Origin of the sequence: Asticcacaulis solisilvae, from assembly GCF_017875235.1 — a bacterium.
GTDB lineage: Bacteria > Pseudomonadota > Alphaproteobacteria > Caulobacterales > Caulobacteraceae > Asticcacaulis > Asticcacaulis solisilvae_A.
This window is the reverse complement of record NZ_JAGGMI010000006.1, coordinates 19,824-36,249: the sequence shown is the minus strand read 5'-3', so window position 1 is coordinate 36,249 and position 16,426 is coordinate 19,824. Positions and strand designations below refer to the sequence as shown.

The 16,426-nt window shown below is 62.1% G+C and carries 15 protein-coding genes; 10 read left to right on the top strand and 5 right to left on the bottom strand.

Annotated elements, in window-relative coordinates; genetic code table 11:
* Positions 1-21 precede the first annotated feature (21 nt).
* From J2X24_RS11520 to phnE, 5 genes are all read left to right on the top strand, one after another.
* Complete coding sequence (locus J2X24_RS11520; RefSeq protein WP_245344642.1) at positions 22-903, top strand: WecB/TagA/CpsF family glycosyltransferase; 882 nt, start codon at positions 22-24, stop codon at positions 901-903.
* Positions 904-987: 84 nt separating this feature from the next.
* Positions 988-1,476, top strand: coding sequence for a VanZ family protein (locus J2X24_RS11515; protein WP_209721369.1), 489 nt, complete (start codon positions 988-990; stop codon positions 1,474-1,476).
* 231 nt (positions 1,477-1,707) lie between these two features.
* Positions 1,708-2,529, top strand: a complete 822-nt coding sequence (locus J2X24_RS11510; protein WP_209721366.1) for a phosphonate ABC transporter ATP-binding protein — start codon at positions 1,708-1,710, stop codon at positions 2,527-2,529.
* Complete coding sequence (phnD, locus tag J2X24_RS11505) at positions 2,522-3,565, top strand: phosphate/phosphite/phosphonate ABC transporter substrate-binding protein (protein WP_209721363.1); 1,044 nt, start codon at positions 2,522-2,524, stop codon at positions 3,563-3,565. The genes J2X24_RS11510 and phnD overlap by 8 nt, the downstream gene beginning before the upstream one ends.
* A gap of 9 nt (positions 3,566-3,574) precedes the next feature.
* Complete coding sequence (phnE, locus tag J2X24_RS11500; protein ID WP_245344641.1) at positions 3,575-4,384, top strand: phosphonate ABC transporter, permease protein PhnE; 810 nt, start codon at positions 3,575-3,577, stop codon at positions 4,382-4,384.
* A 149-nt stretch (positions 4,385-4,533) separates the two neighbouring features.
* Here the strand turns inward: phnE and J2X24_RS11495 are convergent, their stop codons facing one another.
* A complete protein-coding gene (locus tag J2X24_RS11495; RefSeq protein WP_209721360.1) occupies positions 4,534-5,601 on the bottom strand; it encodes a glycosyltransferase family 4 protein in 1,068 nt (355 codons plus the stop codon).
* Between the two features lie 301 nt (positions 5,602-5,902).
* On the opposite strand from J2X24_RS11495, the gene J2X24_RS11490 reads away from it, so the two are divergent.
* From J2X24_RS11490 to J2X24_RS11470, 5 genes are all read left to right on the top strand, one after another.
* The gene (locus tag J2X24_RS11490) at positions 5,903-6,559 is read left to right on the top strand and encodes a TetR/AcrR family transcriptional regulator (RefSeq protein WP_209721357.1); all 657 of its coding nucleotides are present in this window, start codon (positions 5,903-5,905) and stop codon (positions 6,557-6,559) included.
* A 100-nt stretch (positions 6,560-6,659) separates the two neighbouring features.
* A complete protein-coding gene (locus J2X24_RS11485) occupies positions 6,660-8,192 on the top strand; it encodes a PQQ-dependent sugar dehydrogenase (protein ID WP_209721355.1) in 1,533 nt (510 codons plus the stop codon).
* 35 nt (positions 8,193-8,227) lie between these two features.
* Positions 8,228-8,596 (top strand): aspartate 1-decarboxylase, encoded by a 369-nt coding sequence (panD, locus tag J2X24_RS11480; protein WP_209721352.1) that lies wholly within the window; start codon positions 8,228-8,230, stop codon positions 8,594-8,596.
* A gap of 257 nt (positions 8,597-8,853) precedes the next feature.
* A complete protein-coding gene (locus J2X24_RS11475) occupies positions 8,854-10,722 on the top strand; it encodes a ribonucleoside-diphosphate reductase subunit alpha (protein ID WP_209721349.1) in 1,869 nt (622 codons plus the stop codon).
* Between the two features lie 150 nt (positions 10,723-10,872).
* Complete coding sequence (locus J2X24_RS11470) at positions 10,873-11,181, top strand: hypothetical protein (RefSeq protein ID WP_209721346.1); 309 nt, start codon at positions 10,873-10,875, stop codon at positions 11,179-11,181.
* Positions 11,182-11,183: 2 nt separating this feature from the next.
* Here J2X24_RS11470 and J2X24_RS11465 read toward each other — a convergent pair whose 3' ends face one another.
* From J2X24_RS11465 to J2X24_RS11450, 4 genes are all read right to left on the bottom strand, one after another.
* The gene (locus J2X24_RS11465; RefSeq protein WP_209721343.1) at positions 11,184-12,215 is read right to left on the bottom strand and encodes a type II secretion system F family protein; all 1,032 of its coding nucleotides are present in this window, start codon (positions 12,213-12,215) and stop codon (positions 11,184-11,186) included.
* A gap of 9 nt (positions 12,216-12,224) precedes the next feature.
* Positions 12,225-13,217 (bottom strand): type II secretion system F family protein, encoded by a 993-nt coding sequence (locus tag J2X24_RS11460; protein WP_209721341.1) that lies wholly within the window; start codon positions 13,215-13,217, stop codon positions 12,225-12,227.
* Between the two features lie 27 nt (positions 13,218-13,244).
* Complete coding sequence (locus J2X24_RS11455; protein WP_209721992.1) at positions 13,245-14,741, bottom strand: TadA family conjugal transfer-associated ATPase; 1,497 nt, start codon at positions 14,739-14,741, stop codon at positions 13,245-13,247.
* 145 nt (positions 14,742-14,886) lie between these two features.
* The gene (locus J2X24_RS11450) at positions 14,887-16,359 is read right to left on the bottom strand and encodes a CpaE/TadZ family protein (protein ID WP_209721990.1); all 1,473 of its coding nucleotides are present in this window, start codon (positions 16,357-16,359) and stop codon (positions 14,887-14,889) included.
* Positions 16,360-16,426: the final 67 nt, after the last annotated feature.

Here is a 16,426-nt window from a genome sequence, read left to right as displayed (position 1 = left end):
ATAGGTGGGTATGGTGAAACCATGAGCACTCCATATCGCCTGAAATTGCTGGGGGTCGAGGTCGACGTCGTAAGACCGGATCAGGTCATGGAGTTCGTGTCCGAGCGCGTCGGCAAGGGCGTGCGCACGGTCATCGCCAACCACAATCTGCACAGCGTCTATCTGTTTCACAAGCATCCGGAGATGCGCGCCCTGTATCGGCGCGCGGACCTGATCGAAATCGATTCGACGCCGATGATCGCCTGGGGCCGCCTGCTGGGCTACAGCCTGTCGACGGATCACCGCTGCACCTATCTCGACTTCCGCGACACCTTCTGGACGTTGGCGCAAGACCAGGGTTGGAAGGTCTTCCACATCGGCGGCCATCCCGAGCACATCCAGGCCTCGCACGACAGTATCGTCGCGCGCTATCCAGGCCTGCACCTGCGCGTTCACAGCGGCTATTTCGATATCAACGGCCCGGAAAACGATGCCTTGCTCAATACATTGGCCGTCGAGGCGCCGGACGTGATCCTGATCGGCATGGGTATGCCGCGTCAGGAGGTCTGGGTGGAGCGCAACTATCGCCATCTGCCTGCGTCGGTCATCCTGCCGGTTGGCGGCGCCTTCGACTACGAAGCCGGTGTCACCTTCACGCCGCCGCGCTGGACCGGGCGTGCGGGGTTGGAGTGGCTGGTGCGCTTTGTCCATGATCCGGTCCGCCTGTTCGGACGTTATTTCATCGAGCCGTGGAGCCTGGTCCCCCTGGCGGTCAGCGACATGATGCGTCACCTTGATCCCCAGCCTATGCCGGCCAGGACGATCGCGCCGGTCGTGGACCTGCCAATCCGCAAGGACGCGGGCATGCGAAATATCGACACCCTTCCGTCCACCGGTAGCGGACTGCCGCAGGATGCCGCGTGACGGTGCGGGATTAACGCCCGTTTACCATACCCTTTTACCGTAAATTGGCGTGAAGGCGTTAGTGTATCGGCAAACGGAGTTCACATGTCCCGCGCCGCCAAAATCACCTTTCTGATCCGCGCCAGCCTGCTGGTCCTGACCGCGACGGTTGCCATTCTCGTCTTCGGTCCATTCAGCGGCGCCGAGGAAAGGTTCGGCCTGACGGACAAGGAATCGCACATCCTGGCCTTCTACGGCCTGGCCGCCCTGAGCCTTCTGGCCATGCCGCGCATGCGCAAATGGGACGTTGTCCTGATCTGCCTGGCGATCGGCGGAATTATCGAAGTCATTCAGCCCTTTATTGGCCGCAGCGGCAGCATCATGGACTGGCTGGCGGACGCGACCGGCGTCTTTCTGGCGGTGGTTCCGATGATGTTCGAAGCCGTGCGCCGCTCGCTGCGGGGAGAAGGGCGGGAACGGACGCGCATGCGCCGGCGTTCGGACATGCCGCGCCCCGAAGACGCCGCCGTGCCGACGCCGTCCGCCGGGACACGTGGCCTGCGCGAGCCTGTGCGCGGCCCCCGGTCCTGGTGACACGCAGGGCTTGCATCCTGCCTCGAAAGACCGGAGACTCCAGGACAGCATGAGACAAAAGCTCGCGGCCGCATCAAATCCGGTTGCAACTGTCATGAAAATGCTAATAAGTCTTTCTATCTGTTTTTAGTTCCGTCCGCTTCTGCGGACGTTTTTGTGCGTCGGTACATATAGTCACGCTCTGCGTGCAGGCTGTTCGCATAATGCTTAAGGGTTTGTCAGAGGTCCTGCATGCCGGCACCGCTTGTTGAGGTCAGATCGATCAGCAAGACCTTTACCCGCAAGGCGAAAGCGGCGGGTGGATCAGTGACTCACAAGGCGCTCGACGCCGTTTCCTTTTCCATGACCACGCCCGAACGCATTGCCCTGATCGGGCCGTCCGGTTCGGGGAAGTCGACCCTGTTGCGGTCGATTTCGGGCCTGCACACCATCGACCGCGGCGAAGGCATGGTGACTGTCCTCGGCAGCACGGTCCAGGCAAACGGTCGCCTGTCGTCAGATGTGCGCGCCATCCGGTCCCGCATGGGCATGATCGCCCAGCAGTTCAACCTGGTCGGCCGCCTGACTTTGTTCACCAATGTCGCCCTGGGTTTTCTCGGCAAGATTTCCGGCCTGCGCAGCCTGATGGGCCTTTGGACTTCGCAGGAAAAGCAGACCGTCATGCGCGCGCTCAACCATGTCGGCGTCGCAGCCATGGCGGGCCAGCGCGCCAACACGCTTTCCGGCGGCCAGCAGCAGCGCGGCGCCATTGCCCGGGCCATTGTTCAGGGGGCGGAGATTGTGCTGGCCGACGAGCCGGTGGCATCGCTCGATCCGGTAACGGCGCGCAAGGTCATGAAGCTTCTGGTCGACCTGAACGAGCGCGACAAGGTCGGCGTCATCGTCACCCTTCATCAGGTCGATTACGCCAAGACCTACTGCAATCGTATCCTGGCGCTGAAAGACGGCAAGATCGTCTACGACGGTCCTGCGGCCGGGCTGAGCGACGACATTCTGAAGGATATTTACGGGGCGGAGATCGAGGACGCCTATTGGGGAGAACCACATGCTTAAATTCGTGAAGGTTGCCGCCGTCATGGCGCTTGGCGCCGGCGCCCTGATGCTGTCCGGGTGCGAAGATCAGGCGGCCAAACCGGCCAAGAGCACGGAAATCAACTTCTCGATCCTGTCGGTCGAAAAGTCGCAGAAGCTTGAAAGGCTGTGGCAGCCGATCCTGGCAGACATGGAAAAGCAGACGGGCCTGAAGGTAAAGCCCTACTACTCCTCGTCCTACACCTCGCTGATCGAGGCGATGCGCTTCAACCAGGTCCAGGCCGGCTTCTTTTCGAGCGCTTCGGGCCTTGAGGCCGTCAAGCGCGCCCAGGCCGAGGTTTTCGCGCACAACACCAATCCCGACGGAACCGATGGCTACACCAGTGTCGTCATCGTGCCCAAGGACTCGAAGGTGACCGTCGCCGATATCCTGAAGTGCGACCACAAGCTGAACTTTGGCATGGGCGACGTCAAGTCGACCTCGGGTACGATCGTGCCCAAGGCCTTCCTGTTCCTGCCGGCCAAAGTCGATACGAACAATTGCTTCAAGACGGTGAAGTCGGGTTCGCACGGGGTCAATATCGAAAGCGTGGCCGCCGGCGTGCTAGATGCCGCCACCGCGAATTCGGATGCGCTCAACGAACTGAGGGACACACCGGAGGGCCAGGTGAAGCTGGCCAAGATCAAGGTTATCTGGCAGTCGCCGATGATCCCGAAAGGCGTGATCGTTTATCGCAAGGACCTCGATCCGGCCGCCAAGGAAAAGATCCGCTCCTTCTTCCTGTCCTATGGATCGGGCACGGGGCCTGACGCCGAGCGCCAGCGCGAAAACCTGCGTGCCTTCCAATGGGGGCCTATGCGCCCCAGCGATGCCAGTTATCTGCTGCCTGAGCGCCTGCTGGAGGCGCGCGTGGCGCTTCAGGAGGCAGAACTGGCCAATGACAAGGAGGCCGCTGCGGCGGCCCAGGCCGAAATCAATGCCGTCCAGAAAGAACAGGCGGAACTGGCGGCGCGTACCACACCGCAGGCGCCGGCCGACGTTCCGGCGGCACAGTAAAGGACAGTCATGGCTTCGGGTTCAGACGAGCGTGGAATGCTTGCGCCGCCGACAGCACCGCTGACAACGCGCCTGGCGAACCTTCTGGTGTTGCTGGTTGTCGTGAGCCTGTTTGTCATCAGCTTCCGCGGCGCCGGCATTCCGGGTGTACACCTGCTGGTGACGAAGGCGGCGAATACGGGCAGTTATCTGAAGGACTTCCTGCATCCGGATTTCGGCGACTGGCAACTGTATATCCAGAAGATGTGGCAGACGATCGAGATCGCGATCTGGGCGACCGGGCTGTCCATCGTGGTGGCTATTCCGCTGAGCTTCCTGTCGTCGCGCAACATCGCGCCGGCGTGGATCGTGCAGCCGGTACGCGGTCTGACGGCCTTGATGCGCGCCTTTCCTGACATCGTGCTGGGTACGGCCTTTATCGTGGCGGTCGGCCTTGGTCCCCTGGCGGGGGTTCTGGCCCTGACCGTCAGCAATGGCGGTACCCTGGCCAAGCTGTTTTCGGAAGCCGTGGAAAATATCGAGACGGCGCCGGTCGAGGGAGTGCGGGCGACGGGTGGTTCCAAACTGCATGAGATCGTCTGGGGCGTCGTGCCTCAGGTGGCGGCGTTGTGGACCTCATTCGCGCTTTATCGCTTTGAATCGAACGCGCGTTCGGCGACGGTCCTGGGCCTGATCGGCGCCGGCGGCATCGGCCAGCTTTTGTTCGATAATCTCAACGGCTTTGCCTACAGCCAGGTGTCGGCGATCGCGCTGATCATTGTCGTGGCTGTGACGCTGATCGACATCCTGTCGCAGCAGATACGCAAGCGGCTGGTGTAGCTCCTACTTATGGGGTGTGGGGCCAAAGACCGATTCTTGCGACCCCACAATCTTCAAATACCAAAAGAAAAGGCCTGCCCCCAAAAAGGGCAGGCCTTTTCTTTTGGTTTAAGGATTGGGGCCACAGACCTCAACCACCGGAACGGGAGCTATGCCCGCTTCGGCTTGCGTTTTGTCATCTGCCGCAGCCGGTTCCACAGCTTGGTTTTCGCAGGTTCCGGGTAGGGCTGGAGATTGCGGATGAATTCCTCCGCGCATGCCCGCCACGAAAACTTCTCGGCATAGGCGCGCACGGCCTTCCGGTCGAGCTTCAATGCCTCTTCAATCGCCACCTTCAGATCGTCGTTGATGGCGCCGGCATTGGAGCCCGGAATCAGGTCGATCGGTCCGTGCGCCGGAAAGGCCGCTACCGGCGTGCCGGCCGCCATGGCCTCGATAATGACCAGGCCGAACGTGTCGGTCAGTGACGGGAACACGAAGACGTCGGAGTCGGCATAGTACCGCGCCAGTTCTTCACCGAAGCGCGGACCGGCAAAAACCGCGTCCGGGTACTTGACCCTCAGTTCTTCCAGCTGCGGGCCGCCGCCGACTATGACCTTGGTGCCGGGTACGTCGAGCGAGAGGAAGGCCTCGATGTTCTTTTCGACCGCGACCCGCCCGACATAGGTCATGATCGGGCGCGGCAGATCGCCATTGATCGGCTCAAGACCCGGCCGGAACATGACGGTGTCGACACCGCGGGTCCACGGCGAGATATTGCGGAACCCGCGCGATTCCAGGTCGTTCTGAAGCGTTGGCGTCGCCACCATCACCCGTCCTGACGGCCGGTGGAACCAGCGCATGATCGAGTAGCCGACACTCAGGGGAATGGGCAGCCGTGCTGAGACATATTCGGGAAACTTGGTATGGTAGCTGGTCGTGAACGGCAGCTTCCACTCCTGGCAGACCCGGCGCGCGGCAAAGCCCACAGGCCCTTCGGTGGCGATGTGGATGGCATCCGGCTCATAGTCCTGGATGATCTCGCGCACCTCTTCGTAGCAGCCAAGCGCCAGCTTGACTTCCGGATAGTCCGGCCAGGAAATCGTCTTGAACTGGTTATAGTCGACGATCTTGAACTCGTGACCCAGCTTCTCGCACTCTTCGATCGTGCGCTTCAGCGTCGTTACAACGCCATTGACCTGGGGTTCCCACGCATCGGTGGCCAGCAAGATACGCAAAGTGTATGCCTTGGATAGGGTTGGTCCCGGCGGTCTAAATGCCCTATTTCCTTCCGGCTTGGCAAGTCCGCGTATATGCATCCCCCGGCATATCGATGCCACTCGACACGACAAAGGCGAGGCACAATGCGAACGACCGCCTCCGGGCTGCATTGTTTGCGCCGCACAAAATGACAGGTGTGTCGAAATTATATAATTATCACCGCTGTTATGCTTGCCTTAGCCTCCGAATGCCTTTATTTTAAAGGAAGGGGCCGCATTTCCCTGCCACGGAAAATAAGCGGGCTAAGGAAAATCTGTAATGAGCGATCGACAAAAGCCTGCGCAAGTGCGTGATAACAGTCCTTCCAAGGACACGCCCAAGTCACGCCGCACGCGGGTCCAGATCCTCGAAACCGCCATGCGCCTGTTCGCGGAACTGGGCTACGACCGTGCCGGTAACGCTGCCATCGCCGAAGCCTGCGGCCTGACGCGCGGCGCCATGCTTTACCACTTTCCGACCCGCGAAGACCTGGTCGAGGCGGCGGCGTGGCACATCCAGGCGGCGCGCGAAGCCGCCTTCGAGGCCGAGGCCAAGAAGCTGAAGCCCGGCCAGGATGCACTGGACGGCGCCATCGATGCCTACTGGCGCCTGCTCAGCTCCGTGCCCTTCGCAGCCTTCCTGGCGCTGGAACGCGCCGCCCGTCAGGACCCGGAGGTCGCCAAGTCGATCCGTCCCGCTCAGGAAGCCTTTGATCGCGGCGCCATGGGCAATGCCACACCGGGGTTCATCATGGCCGGCAGCGATGCCCGGTTCCAGGCCAGCCGCGACCTGGCCCGTTTCGCGCTCGATGGCATGCACCGCGCCGCCCTGACCTACGAACAGGACGAACGCATAGAATCCGTGCTGACGGTGATCAAGCGCGCCGTCCACATGCTGAACCGCAAGGGCGATATTACCGACCTCTGGCACGACTAGGGCCTGTCTTTACCTTACGCGCTTGTGATCGCCGGACGGCTTCGCAACCGCCAAGCCGAGGTCTATAGGTGGCGGGTTAACGCCCGCCATGGAGCCCGCCATGAAGTCCGGTTCGCGAATCTCTCTGACAGCAATGTGCGTCGCGCTCGCGGCCTGCGGCGGCGGATCGGGCGGCGGCTCTGGCGGCGGGGGAAGTGGCGGATCCGCACCGGTCGTCAGCTCCGCAGGCACGGTTACGGCGGCCGAAAACACGGTCGGCGCCGTCTATACGGTAACGGCCACCGATGCCGACGGCGGGACGCTGACTTACGGATTGGGCGCCGGTGGGGATGCGGCCGATTTCACCATAAATGCGACGACCGGCGCGGTCACCTTTGCCCGGGCGCCGAACTTCGAATGGCCCGCGGACGCCAACCGGGACAATGTCTACGAACTGAACGTCACGGCCTCGGACGGAACTCACACCAGTTCCCGTGCCGTCACCATCACGGTCGAGAACCGGGCGGGACGCATTTCGACCCGGCGAATTGGGCAGGGCTTCGCGTCACCCGTCTTTGTGCTCGGCCGCGGGGACGGGTCTGACCGGGTTCTGGTGGTTGAAAAGAACGGCCTGATCAAGGTCCATGACCCGGTAACCGGCGTAACCGAAGCCGGTAACTTTCTCGATGTCCGAAGTGACGTTTCGATAGACGGAGAGCGTGGCCTTCTGGGCGCCGCCCTGGCGCCGGATTTCGCCACCAGCGGTATTCTCTATGTCTGCCTGACCGCGAAGGACGGGGCGGTGCAGGTCCGCAAGTTTACGGTCAGCAGTGGTGCGGCGGCCGGCACAGGCGACATCATCCTGTCGATTCCGCACGCGGACAGGAACAACCATAATGGCGGCTGGATCGGCTTTGACGCTGCCGGGAATCTGGTTGTCGCCGTCGGTGATGGCGGTGGCGCCGGAGATCCCGAAGGCGACGCGCAAAATACCAATTCCCTGCTTGGCAAGATTCTGCGCATCGATCCTCGCAGCGACGCCTATCCGGCCGACGCCAACCGCGATTATGCCATTCCCGCCAGCAATCCGTTCGCATCGGGCAGCGGCGGCGCGCCGGAGGTCTGGCACTGGGGCTTGCGCAACCCCTTCCGCAACAGTTTCGACCGGATGACGGGAAACCTCTATGTTGGTGATGTCGGCGAGGGCGCGATGGAAGAAGTCAATCTTGCCCGTCCCGCCGATCCGGGGCTCAATTACGGCTGGAATATTCGTGAGGGCACCTTGCCCTTTGGCGCCGGATCGACGACGGGCCTGACTGAGCCGATTATCGCCTATGCGCAAGGCACGGGGTCTTTGCAGGGGCGCACGGTAATCGGCGGCTATGTTTATCGCGGTCCGGTCGTGGCCCTGCGCGGCCACTATGTCTTTGGAGATTTCATCAATCGCCGCCTGTGGTCGCTGCCGGCGTCATCCATCGTGCAGGGGACGACCCTGACCGGTGCGCAGTTCACGGATCGGACCAACGCTTTTGTGCCGTCCGCCGGATCGATCGGCATGATGACCAGTTTTGGCGAGGACGACATGTCTAACCTGTACATTGTTGACTACGACGGTGAGATTTTCCTGGTGGACGAGGTGGATGAGGCACCGTAAGGCAACGCATCCTGTTTTTTGTCGAGACAAGTAAAATGCGTCACCTGCTTCGTTCCAAGATTCACAATGCCTACGTCACCGAGGCCAACCTTGCCTATATCGGTTCGATTACCATCGACGAGGCGCTGATGGAGGCAGTAGGCCTCTGGGAAGGCGAGCGCGTACTGGTCGTGTCCAACACCTCCGGCCACCGGCTCGAGACCTACGTCATCAAGGGCGAACGCGATTCGGGCGTCATCGCCATGAACGGTGCGGCCGCGCACCTGATCAGCGAAGCCGAACAGATCATCATCATGGGGTTTGAGCTCACCGACAAGCCGATTATCCCCAGTGTCGTGCTGGTCGATCGCCACAACAGACTTGACCGCTACCTGTCCGAAGGTCCGGCCCAGACCGTGTCATGATTCTTTCACAGGAATCGTGATTCAGGCGAAATTTGTGCGTCCGCGTCGCAACCCCTTGAGCGACTTGCCAAAACCCCGAAATTAAGAGTTTATTAACGAAAAAGTCCACGAAAACATAGCCATGACCGCTTGACGGATTTACCAACTTAATCCCCATATATCGACGGGTTGGGCGGTTCAGACACTACATTTAGTTATGAACAGACCGTTAACAGGGCATCCAGTGCGGACGCCGGCATACCGTTTGAGGGTAGATTATGTCATCGAGTGAAGCGGCGAAGCGTGAAACGACGGCTTACAAGACGGGGACCGTGGTTCGGCCCAAGGCCCGGCCGGAATTCAAGCTGGTGCGCAAGGTCGTTACTGATCCGTCGCGCGATGCGCTGCTGACCGACTTCGGCAAGACGACGCTCGACGACCGCTATCTCCTGCCGGGCGAAAGCTATCAGGACATGTTTGCCCGCGTCGCCACCACCTATGCCGACGACGCCGACCACGCCCAGCGCGTCTATGACTATATTTCCAAGCTGTGGTTCATGCCGGCCACGCCGGTGCTGTCGAATGGCGGAGCCGCGCGCGGCCTGCCGATCTCGTGCTTCCTGAACGCCGTGCCCGACAACCTGGAAGGCATTGTCGGCACGTGGAACGAAAACGTCGCCCTGGCCTCGAATGGCGGCGGCATCGGCACCTACTGGGGCGGCGTCCGTTCCATCGGTGAAAAAGTCAAGGGCGCCGGCCAGACCTCCGGCATCATCCCCTTCATCCGCGTCATGGACTCTCTGACCCTCGCCATTAGCCAGGGTTCGCTCCGTCGCGGTTCGGCCGCCGTCTATATCGACGTCTTCCACCCGGAAATCGAAGAATTCCTCGAAATCCGCAAGCCCTCGGGCGACTTCAACCGCAAGTCCCTGAACCTGCACCACGGCATCGGCATCACCGACGAATTCATGGAAGCCGTGCGGGACGGCGCGCCCTTCGGCCTGCGCTCGCCCAAGAACGATGAAATCATCCGCTATATCGACGCCCGTTCGCTGTGGCAGAAGATCTTGGAAATCCGCCTGCAGACCGGCGAACCCTACCTGATCTTCTCCGACACCGTGAACCGCGCCATGCCGCAGCACCAGCGCGAGCTGGGTCTGAAGGTGCGCCAGTCGAACCTGTGCTCGGAAATCATGCTGCACACCGGGCCGGACCATCGCGGCGAGGACCGCACCGCCGTCTGCTGCCTGTCGTCGGTCAACGCCGAAACCTTCCTCGAATGGCGTAATGAGCCGATGTTCATCGAGGACGTCATGCGCTTCCTCGACAATGTCCTGGAAGACTTCATCCAGACCGCGCCGAACTCCATGGACGCGGCCGTCTATTCCGCTATGTGCGAACGTTCGGTCGGCCTCGGCCTGATGGGCTTCCACTCCTTCCTGCAAAGCCAGGGCGTGGCCTTTGAGTCGGCCATGGCCAAGTCGTGGAACATGCGTCTGTTCAAGCATCTGCGCCGCGAAGCCGACAAGGCGTCGGTTCTGCTGGCCCACGAGCGGGGCGCCTGCAAGGACGCCGAAGAGCGCGGCGTCATGGAGCGCTTCTCGCACAAGCTGGCCATCGCGCCGACCGCCTCGATCTCGATCATCTGCGGCGGCACGTCGGCGGGTATCGAGCCGATCCCGGCCAATATCTATACCCACAAGACCCTGTCGGGCTCCTTCGCCGTCAAAAACCCCTATCTGGTCGATCTGCTGGAACAAAAGGGCCAGGACATTTCGGAAGTGTGGGACTCGATCGTCCAGCACGAAGGCTCCGTCCAGCATCTCGACTTCCTGTCGGAAGACGAAAAGGCCGTCTTCAAGACCGCCTTTGAAATCGACCAGCGCTGGGTCGTCGAACTGGCGGCCGACCGTACGCCGGAAATCTGCCAGTCGCAGTCGCTGAATATCTTCCTGCCCGGCGATGTCGACAAGTGGGACCTGCACATGCTGCACTGGACGGCATGGGAGCAGGGCCTGAAGTCGCTCTATTATCTCCGCTCCAAGTCGGTCCAGCGCGCCTCGCACGCCGGCGCCGAAGCCAAGGAAGCCGTCGAAAAGATGGACACGCCGCGCACTGATTACGAAGAGTGCCTGGCCTGCCAATAAGCTTCCAAAGTTACGAATAATGAAGGCGTGGCGTCCGTAAGGGGCCCACGCCTTTCTTATTTTTGCGACGCCATAATCTCACCGTATCCCGATCATCGCGCGACTAATTTGGATATCCGTGATAAACTGTGACAAACAGGAGAGGGTATCATGTCGCTGTCTCCCCGGGCCCGCGCGGCCGCCAGTAAGCTCAAGACATTCAGCGCCGACGACGTTCAGTCCATCTCGGAAATGATCAAGCATGAGGTCAATCATGCGACCGACCTGGTGGCGGAACGCGCGCGTCAGGCCGAGGCGCGCATTCGTCAGTTGACGGAACATGCCGGTGACGATCTCGGCCGCTTCAACCGCACGGCGACGCAGAGAATCCGTGAACACCCCCTGCAATCGAGCCTGCTGGCCCTGGGCCTGGGACTGGCGATCGGCATGCTGCTGGCGACGGCCCGGCGGCAAGCCTGACGCTACTGCTTTTCGGCTGCCGGCTTTTCCGAAATGACGGGGGCGTCGGGCTGGGCCTTCTGCGTGTCGCTGATGCGGATGAAGACCGGACCCAGAATGACGAGGAACAGCACCGGCAGGAAGAAGATGATCATCGGCACGGTCAGCTGCGCCGGCAGGGCGGCGGCCTTCTTTTCGGCGGCGGACAGGCGCAGTTCGCGGTTTTCCTTGGCCATGACGCGCAAGGCGGTGCCAAGCGGCGTCCCGTACTTTTCCGCCTGGATCATGGCGGTACAGACGGCCTTGATGCCGGGGTGATTGGTGCGCTTGGCCAGTCCTTCATAGGCCTGGCGGCGTTCAGGCAGGTAGCTCAGTTCCGCCACCAGCAGCGACAGCTCTTCGGCCAGCTCGATCGAGGACGGACCGAGCTCGGCGCTGACCTTTTGCAGCGCCATTTCGATGGACATACCGGCCTCGACGCAGATCAGCAGCAGGTCGAGGGCGTCCGGAAACGCCGACACAATCGACTCGCGCCGCTTCTGCGCCTTATTCGAGATGTAGATGTTCGGTGCATAATAACCGGCCACGAAGGCGCCGACGGATATCAGCAGCTTCATGTTCATTTCCAGCTTCACGATGTTCAGCACGAACAGGTACAGCACGGCCAGGGCGCCCAGGATAAAGGGCGAGGCGAAGCGGAAGAAATAGAAGGTGGAAATCGGCTTGGGACCGCGGAAACCGGCCGTCGCCAGCTTTTCGGCGACCTTGGGGTCTTCCAGCAGGGTCTTCAGGTTCAGCTTTTCGACCAGGGCCTTGTAGGGGCTGGTGTCCTGGTGGCGCAGCGAACTGCCGCCCGAGGACACATTCTGGCGTGACATGCGGCGCAGCTCTTCGCGGCGCTGGCCGACGGCCTTCATGCGCTTTTCAAGCTGCTCGTCGACCACCATGCCCTTCATAAGCGTCATGACCGATATGGCGGCCAGCACCGATACGGCCCCGGCGATCAGGGTCGACGGGCTCATGATGAACTGTGCGATTTCCGTAAGACTGCTCATGATGATCGCCTACATTTTGAAGTTGATCATCTTGCGCATCGACAGGATGCCCAGCGTCATCCACACCACGCCGCCCAGCAGCATCAGCTGGCCGCGCGGATCGGTGAACATCGGCGCCAGGTATTCGGGCCGGGTGACGGTAATCATGGTGCCGACGGCGGGCGGCAGCGAGCCGATGATGCCGGCCGAGGCGATGGCTTCCGACGACAGGGCCTTGATCTTTTCGCGCATCATCTTTCGGGCGCGCAGCACGGCCGACAGGTTGCCGAGCGCTTCGGCTAGGTTACCGCCGGTCTTGGCCTGGATGGAGATGACGATGGTGAAGAAGCGCAGTTCGGGCGACTGGATGGTTTCGCTCATCTTTTCCAGCGCGCCTTCCAGTGACATGCCGACGCCGACATTTTCCACCAGGCGCTGGAATTCCGGACCCAGCGGCGCCGAGCTTTCCTTGGCGACGATCTTCAGGCCGTCATTGACGGGCAGGCCCGACTTGATGCCGCGGACGATAATGTCCATGGCGTTCGGGAACTCCTCGGTGAACTTCTTGAGGCGCCCGGCGGCGATGAAGCTCAATACCCAGCGCGGCACACCATAGCCGAAGGCGAAGGCTGCGCCTGCGCCGATCAGTAGCTTGAACAGGATCTGCATCTTGAGCAGCAGGACAGGCACGATGAAGGCCACGGCGCCCAGGACGGCGCTGTAGATCAGGAATTGGGTGATGTTCGGCGTCAGGCCGGCATAGAGCATGCGGGCGCGTAAGGTCAGGCGCTTCTTGCGCTCCTGCTTTTCCGCTTCCTTGAGCTGCTCGGTAATCTGTTTGCGGCGCTCTTCGGGGGTCTTGGCGGCCCCCTTCTGGCGCTTGGCGCGCGTCGCCTGGCGCGTGCCAATGGCGGCGGTGCGCTTGGTCAGGGCCGGAGACGACGACGGGCCGCTGGTGAACACAAACCCGAGGCTGGCCAGGATGATAAAGCCCAAAAGGGCAATCGCCGCCGTCATTAACATGGGGTGCACTCACTTTTACACATACGCCTATTCGGAAGCATCGAGCGCCTCCGCCAGTTCGCGCTCGAGGCCGTAATACTTGGCGCGGTCCCAGAAGCGCGGGCGGCCGATGCCGGTCGAACGGTGGCGGCCGATGATCTTGCCTTCCTTGTTTTCACCCTCGATTTCGTAAAGGAACAGGTCCTGCGTGATGATAACGTCGCCTTCCAGGCCCAGCACCTCGGTGACGTGGGTGATGCGGCGCGAACCGTCGCGCAGGCGGGCGGCCTGGATGATCAGGTCGATGGAGCCGACGATCATTTCGCGGATGGTCTTCGACGGCAGGCCGTAACCGCCCATGGTGATCATCGATTCGAGGCGCGAGACGGCCTCGCGCGGGCTGTTGGCGTGCAGCGTGCCCATCGAACCGTCGTGGCCGGTGTTCATGGCCTGAAGCAGGTCGAAGGCTTCAGGGCCCCGGACTTCGCCGACGATGATGCGTTCGGGACGCATACGCAGACAGTTCTTGACGAGGTCGCGCATGGTAATGGCGCCCTGGCCTTCCAGGTTGGGCGGGCGGGTTTCCAGACGGACGACGTGCGGCTGCTGCAGCTGCAGTTCGGCGGCGTCTTCGCATGTCACGACGCGTTCGGTCGGATCGATGAAGGCCGTCATGGTGTTGAGCAGGGTCGTCTTGCCCGAGCCGGTACCGCCGGAGATCAGGACGTTACAGCGCGACGCGCCGATGACGCCCAGCACGCGCGCCCCTTCCGGGCTGATGGAGCCGAACTCCACCAGGTTGCGCATGGTCAGCTTGTCTTTTTTGAACTTCCGGATGGTGAGCGTCGGGCCATCGAGCGCCAGCGGTGGCGCGATAACGTTAACGCGCGACCCGTCCGGCAAGCGGGCGTCGCAGATGGGCGAGCTTTCGTCGACGCGGCGACCGACCTGGCTGACGATGCGCTGACAGATGTTCATCAGCTGCTGGTTGTCGCGGAAACGGACATTGGTCAGCTGGACCTTGCCCGAGACTTCGATGAAGACGCGGTGGGCGCCATTGACCATGATGTCGGCGATATCGTCGCGCGCCAATAATGGTTCAAGCGGGCCATAGCCCAGGACATCGTTGATGATGTCCTGGACCAGATTGTCCTGTTCGGACACCGACATGGACACATTCTTGATCGCCACCAGTTCGGCGACGATGTCGCGGATTTCCTCGGATGCCGCCTTGTGGTCGAGCGAGGCCAACTGGCTCAGGTCGATCGTGTTCAGCAGGGCGTTGAAGATGGCCGTCTTCGTCGCGTGGTAGTAGTCGGACTGCTCGCGGACGATTTCGGTGACCGCCTGCGCCTTGTGCATCTGCTCGAGGCCGGCGGCCAGCTTGGCCTTGGCCGCAGCGGGCGCGCCGCCTCCGACACGCTTTTCCTGGTTCAGTTCGGGCAGGGGCGCCGTCGTTTCCGGACGCGTCTTGGCATCCAGCGCCTGTGGCCGGGTGGCGGTATCGCTGCCGGCGGCAGCCGGCGGCGGGGCGGCATTGCTCAGGGCCTGGGGCTTGGCCGCCGGTGACGCGACGGCTTCGCGCGCGGCCGCGACGGCCGACGATGCCGGGTTGGCTGCCGCCGGTGCGGGCGCGGCTGGCCTCTTGTCCTGATCGGTCGGTCGTTTGCCAAACACGGAGGTTATGCCCTTACTTCTTGAACAGGGATTGCAGGAAGGACTTCTTCGGCTTGACCTCCGGCGTGCGGCCGGTGATGAGCGCGGTGAGCTGGGTGAGGGCCTCGCCGACCTTCGAACCCGCGCCGACCTCGGCGATCATCTGGCCGTTATTCGACGCCTGGCCGAACAGCTTGGCGTCGAAGGGGATGAGGCAGCAGGGCTCAAGACCCAGGGCGGCGGTGAAGTCCTTGACGGGAATTTCCGGGCGGCCGGGCACTTCCATCTGGTTCAGGACAAGACGCGGCGCCTGGTCGTTCGGACGCGACGCCTTGAGCAGGTCGATGATGTTCTTGGCGTTGCGCAGGGAGGCCAGGTCCGGCGTGGCAACGATGACGACATCGTCGGCGGCGATCAGGTTCTGCTTCAGCCACGGCGTCCAGACGTGCGGCAGGTCCATGACGATGAAGGGCGCGGCAGACCGCACCTTGCGCGTGACCTCGTCATAGGCCTCGGGCTCGGCGGTGAAGTCCTGGTCCAGCGTCGCCGGCGCCGAGAACAGCGACAGGCGCTCCGAACACTTGATCAGCATGCGGTCGAGCAGGACGGAGTCGAGGCGGTCAGGCTCATTGAGCGCATCGGCCACGCCTTGCAGCGGGTCTTGGTTGAAGTCGAGGCCCGCCGTGCCGAACGGCAGGTCGTAATCGACGATGACCGTGTTGGCCTGCATGGCTTCGGCCAGGTTATAGGCGAAGTTATGAGCGATCGACGAAGAGCCCGCGCCGCCGCGCGCGCCGACAAAGGCGATGGCACGGCCGACGAACGGCGTTTCCGGGTCGTTGAACAGCGACGCCACGGTCTTGATGAGCTGAAGCGGCGTCACCGGGGCGACCATGTATTCCGACACGCCCTGGCGCATCAGTTCACGATAAAGCGAAATGTCATTGGTCTGGCCGACGACGACGACCTTGGTATTGGCGTCGCAGACCTCGGCCAGCTGCGCCAGTTGGTCCAGCATGTCGCGGCCGCGCGCCGCGCTTTCGACGAACAGCAGCGACGGCGTTGGTTCGTTGCGGTAGGTGTCTATGGCTTCCATGATGCCGCCGCGCTTGACCACGCACTGGGCGCGCGTCATGCGGCGGTCGAGCGAGGCCGTATCGCAGGCCTGCACGCTGTCTTCCGAGTCGGGGAAGAAGTGAATGGCGATGCGCGGGATCGAGATAGCGCCGATGTCGTCCTCGCCGCCGAGGGCATAGCCGGGTCCCTGCGGCGGGGGGGTGACGCCCGCAAAGGCCTGGCGCGCCGTATGCGGTGTCGTGTCCAGGTCATCGTCGAAAGGATCGCGCGTCATGGGGCCGTTGTCATATGGCGTGTCCAGCGCCGGATCGATTTCGGGCGTGCTGAAGGTCTCGTCCTTAAAATCGGGCGCCTTGTAATCGGTGACGAACTCGTCATCGATGTCGTCGATGCTGTCAAAGGGATCGTTCAGCTTGGCCGGATTGGGCATGTCATCGCTCGTTATGGCATCGCTTTCTGGGGCGATCTGGGGAACTGCACGCATTGTTACGCTACTC

Coding starts and splice junctions, on each gene's coding strand:
- J2X24_RS11520 (WP_245344642.1), top strand. CDS start 22: ATGAGCACTCCATATCGCCTGAAATTGCTGGGGGTCGAGGTCGACGTC.
- J2X24_RS11515 (WP_209721369.1), top strand. CDS start 988: ATGTCCCGCGCCGCCAAAATCACCTTTCTGATCCGCGCCAGCCTGCTG.
- J2X24_RS11510 (WP_209721366.1), top strand. CDS start 1,708: ATGCCGGCACCGCTTGTTGAGGTCAGATCGATCAGCAAGACCTTTACC.
- phnD (WP_209721363.1), top strand. CDS start 2,522: ATGCTTAAATTCGTGAAGGTTGCCGCCGTCATGGCGCTTGGCGCCGGC.
- phnE (WP_245344641.1), top strand. CDS start 3,575: ATGGCTTCGGGTTCAGACGAGCGTGGAATGCTTGCGCCGCCGACAGCA.
- J2X24_RS11490 (WP_209721357.1), top strand. CDS start 5,903: ATGAGCGATCGACAAAAGCCTGCGCAAGTGCGTGATAACAGTCCTTCC.
- J2X24_RS11485 (WP_209721355.1), top strand. CDS start 6,660: ATGAAGTCCGGTTCGCGAATCTCTCTGACAGCAATGTGCGTCGCGCTC.
- panD (WP_209721352.1), top strand. CDS start 8,228: ATGCGTCACCTGCTTCGTTCCAAGATTCACAATGCCTACGTCACCGAG.
- J2X24_RS11475 (WP_209721349.1), top strand. CDS start 8,854: ATGTCATCGAGTGAAGCGGCGAAGCGTGAAACGACGGCTTACAAGACG.
- J2X24_RS11470 (WP_209721346.1), top strand. CDS start 10,873: ATGTCGCTGTCTCCCCGGGCCCGCGCGGCCGCCAGTAAGCTCAAGACA.
- J2X24_RS11465 (WP_209721343.1), bottom strand. CDS start 12,215: ATGAGCAGTCTTACGGAAATCGCACAGTTCATCATGAGCCCGTCGACC.
- J2X24_RS11460 (WP_209721341.1), bottom strand. CDS start 13,217: ATGTTAATGACGGCGGCGATTGCCCTTTTGGGCTTTATCATCCTGGCC.
- J2X24_RS11450 (WP_209721990.1), bottom strand. CDS start 16,359: ATGCCCAATCCGGCCAAGCTGAACGATCCCTTTGACAGCATCGACGAC.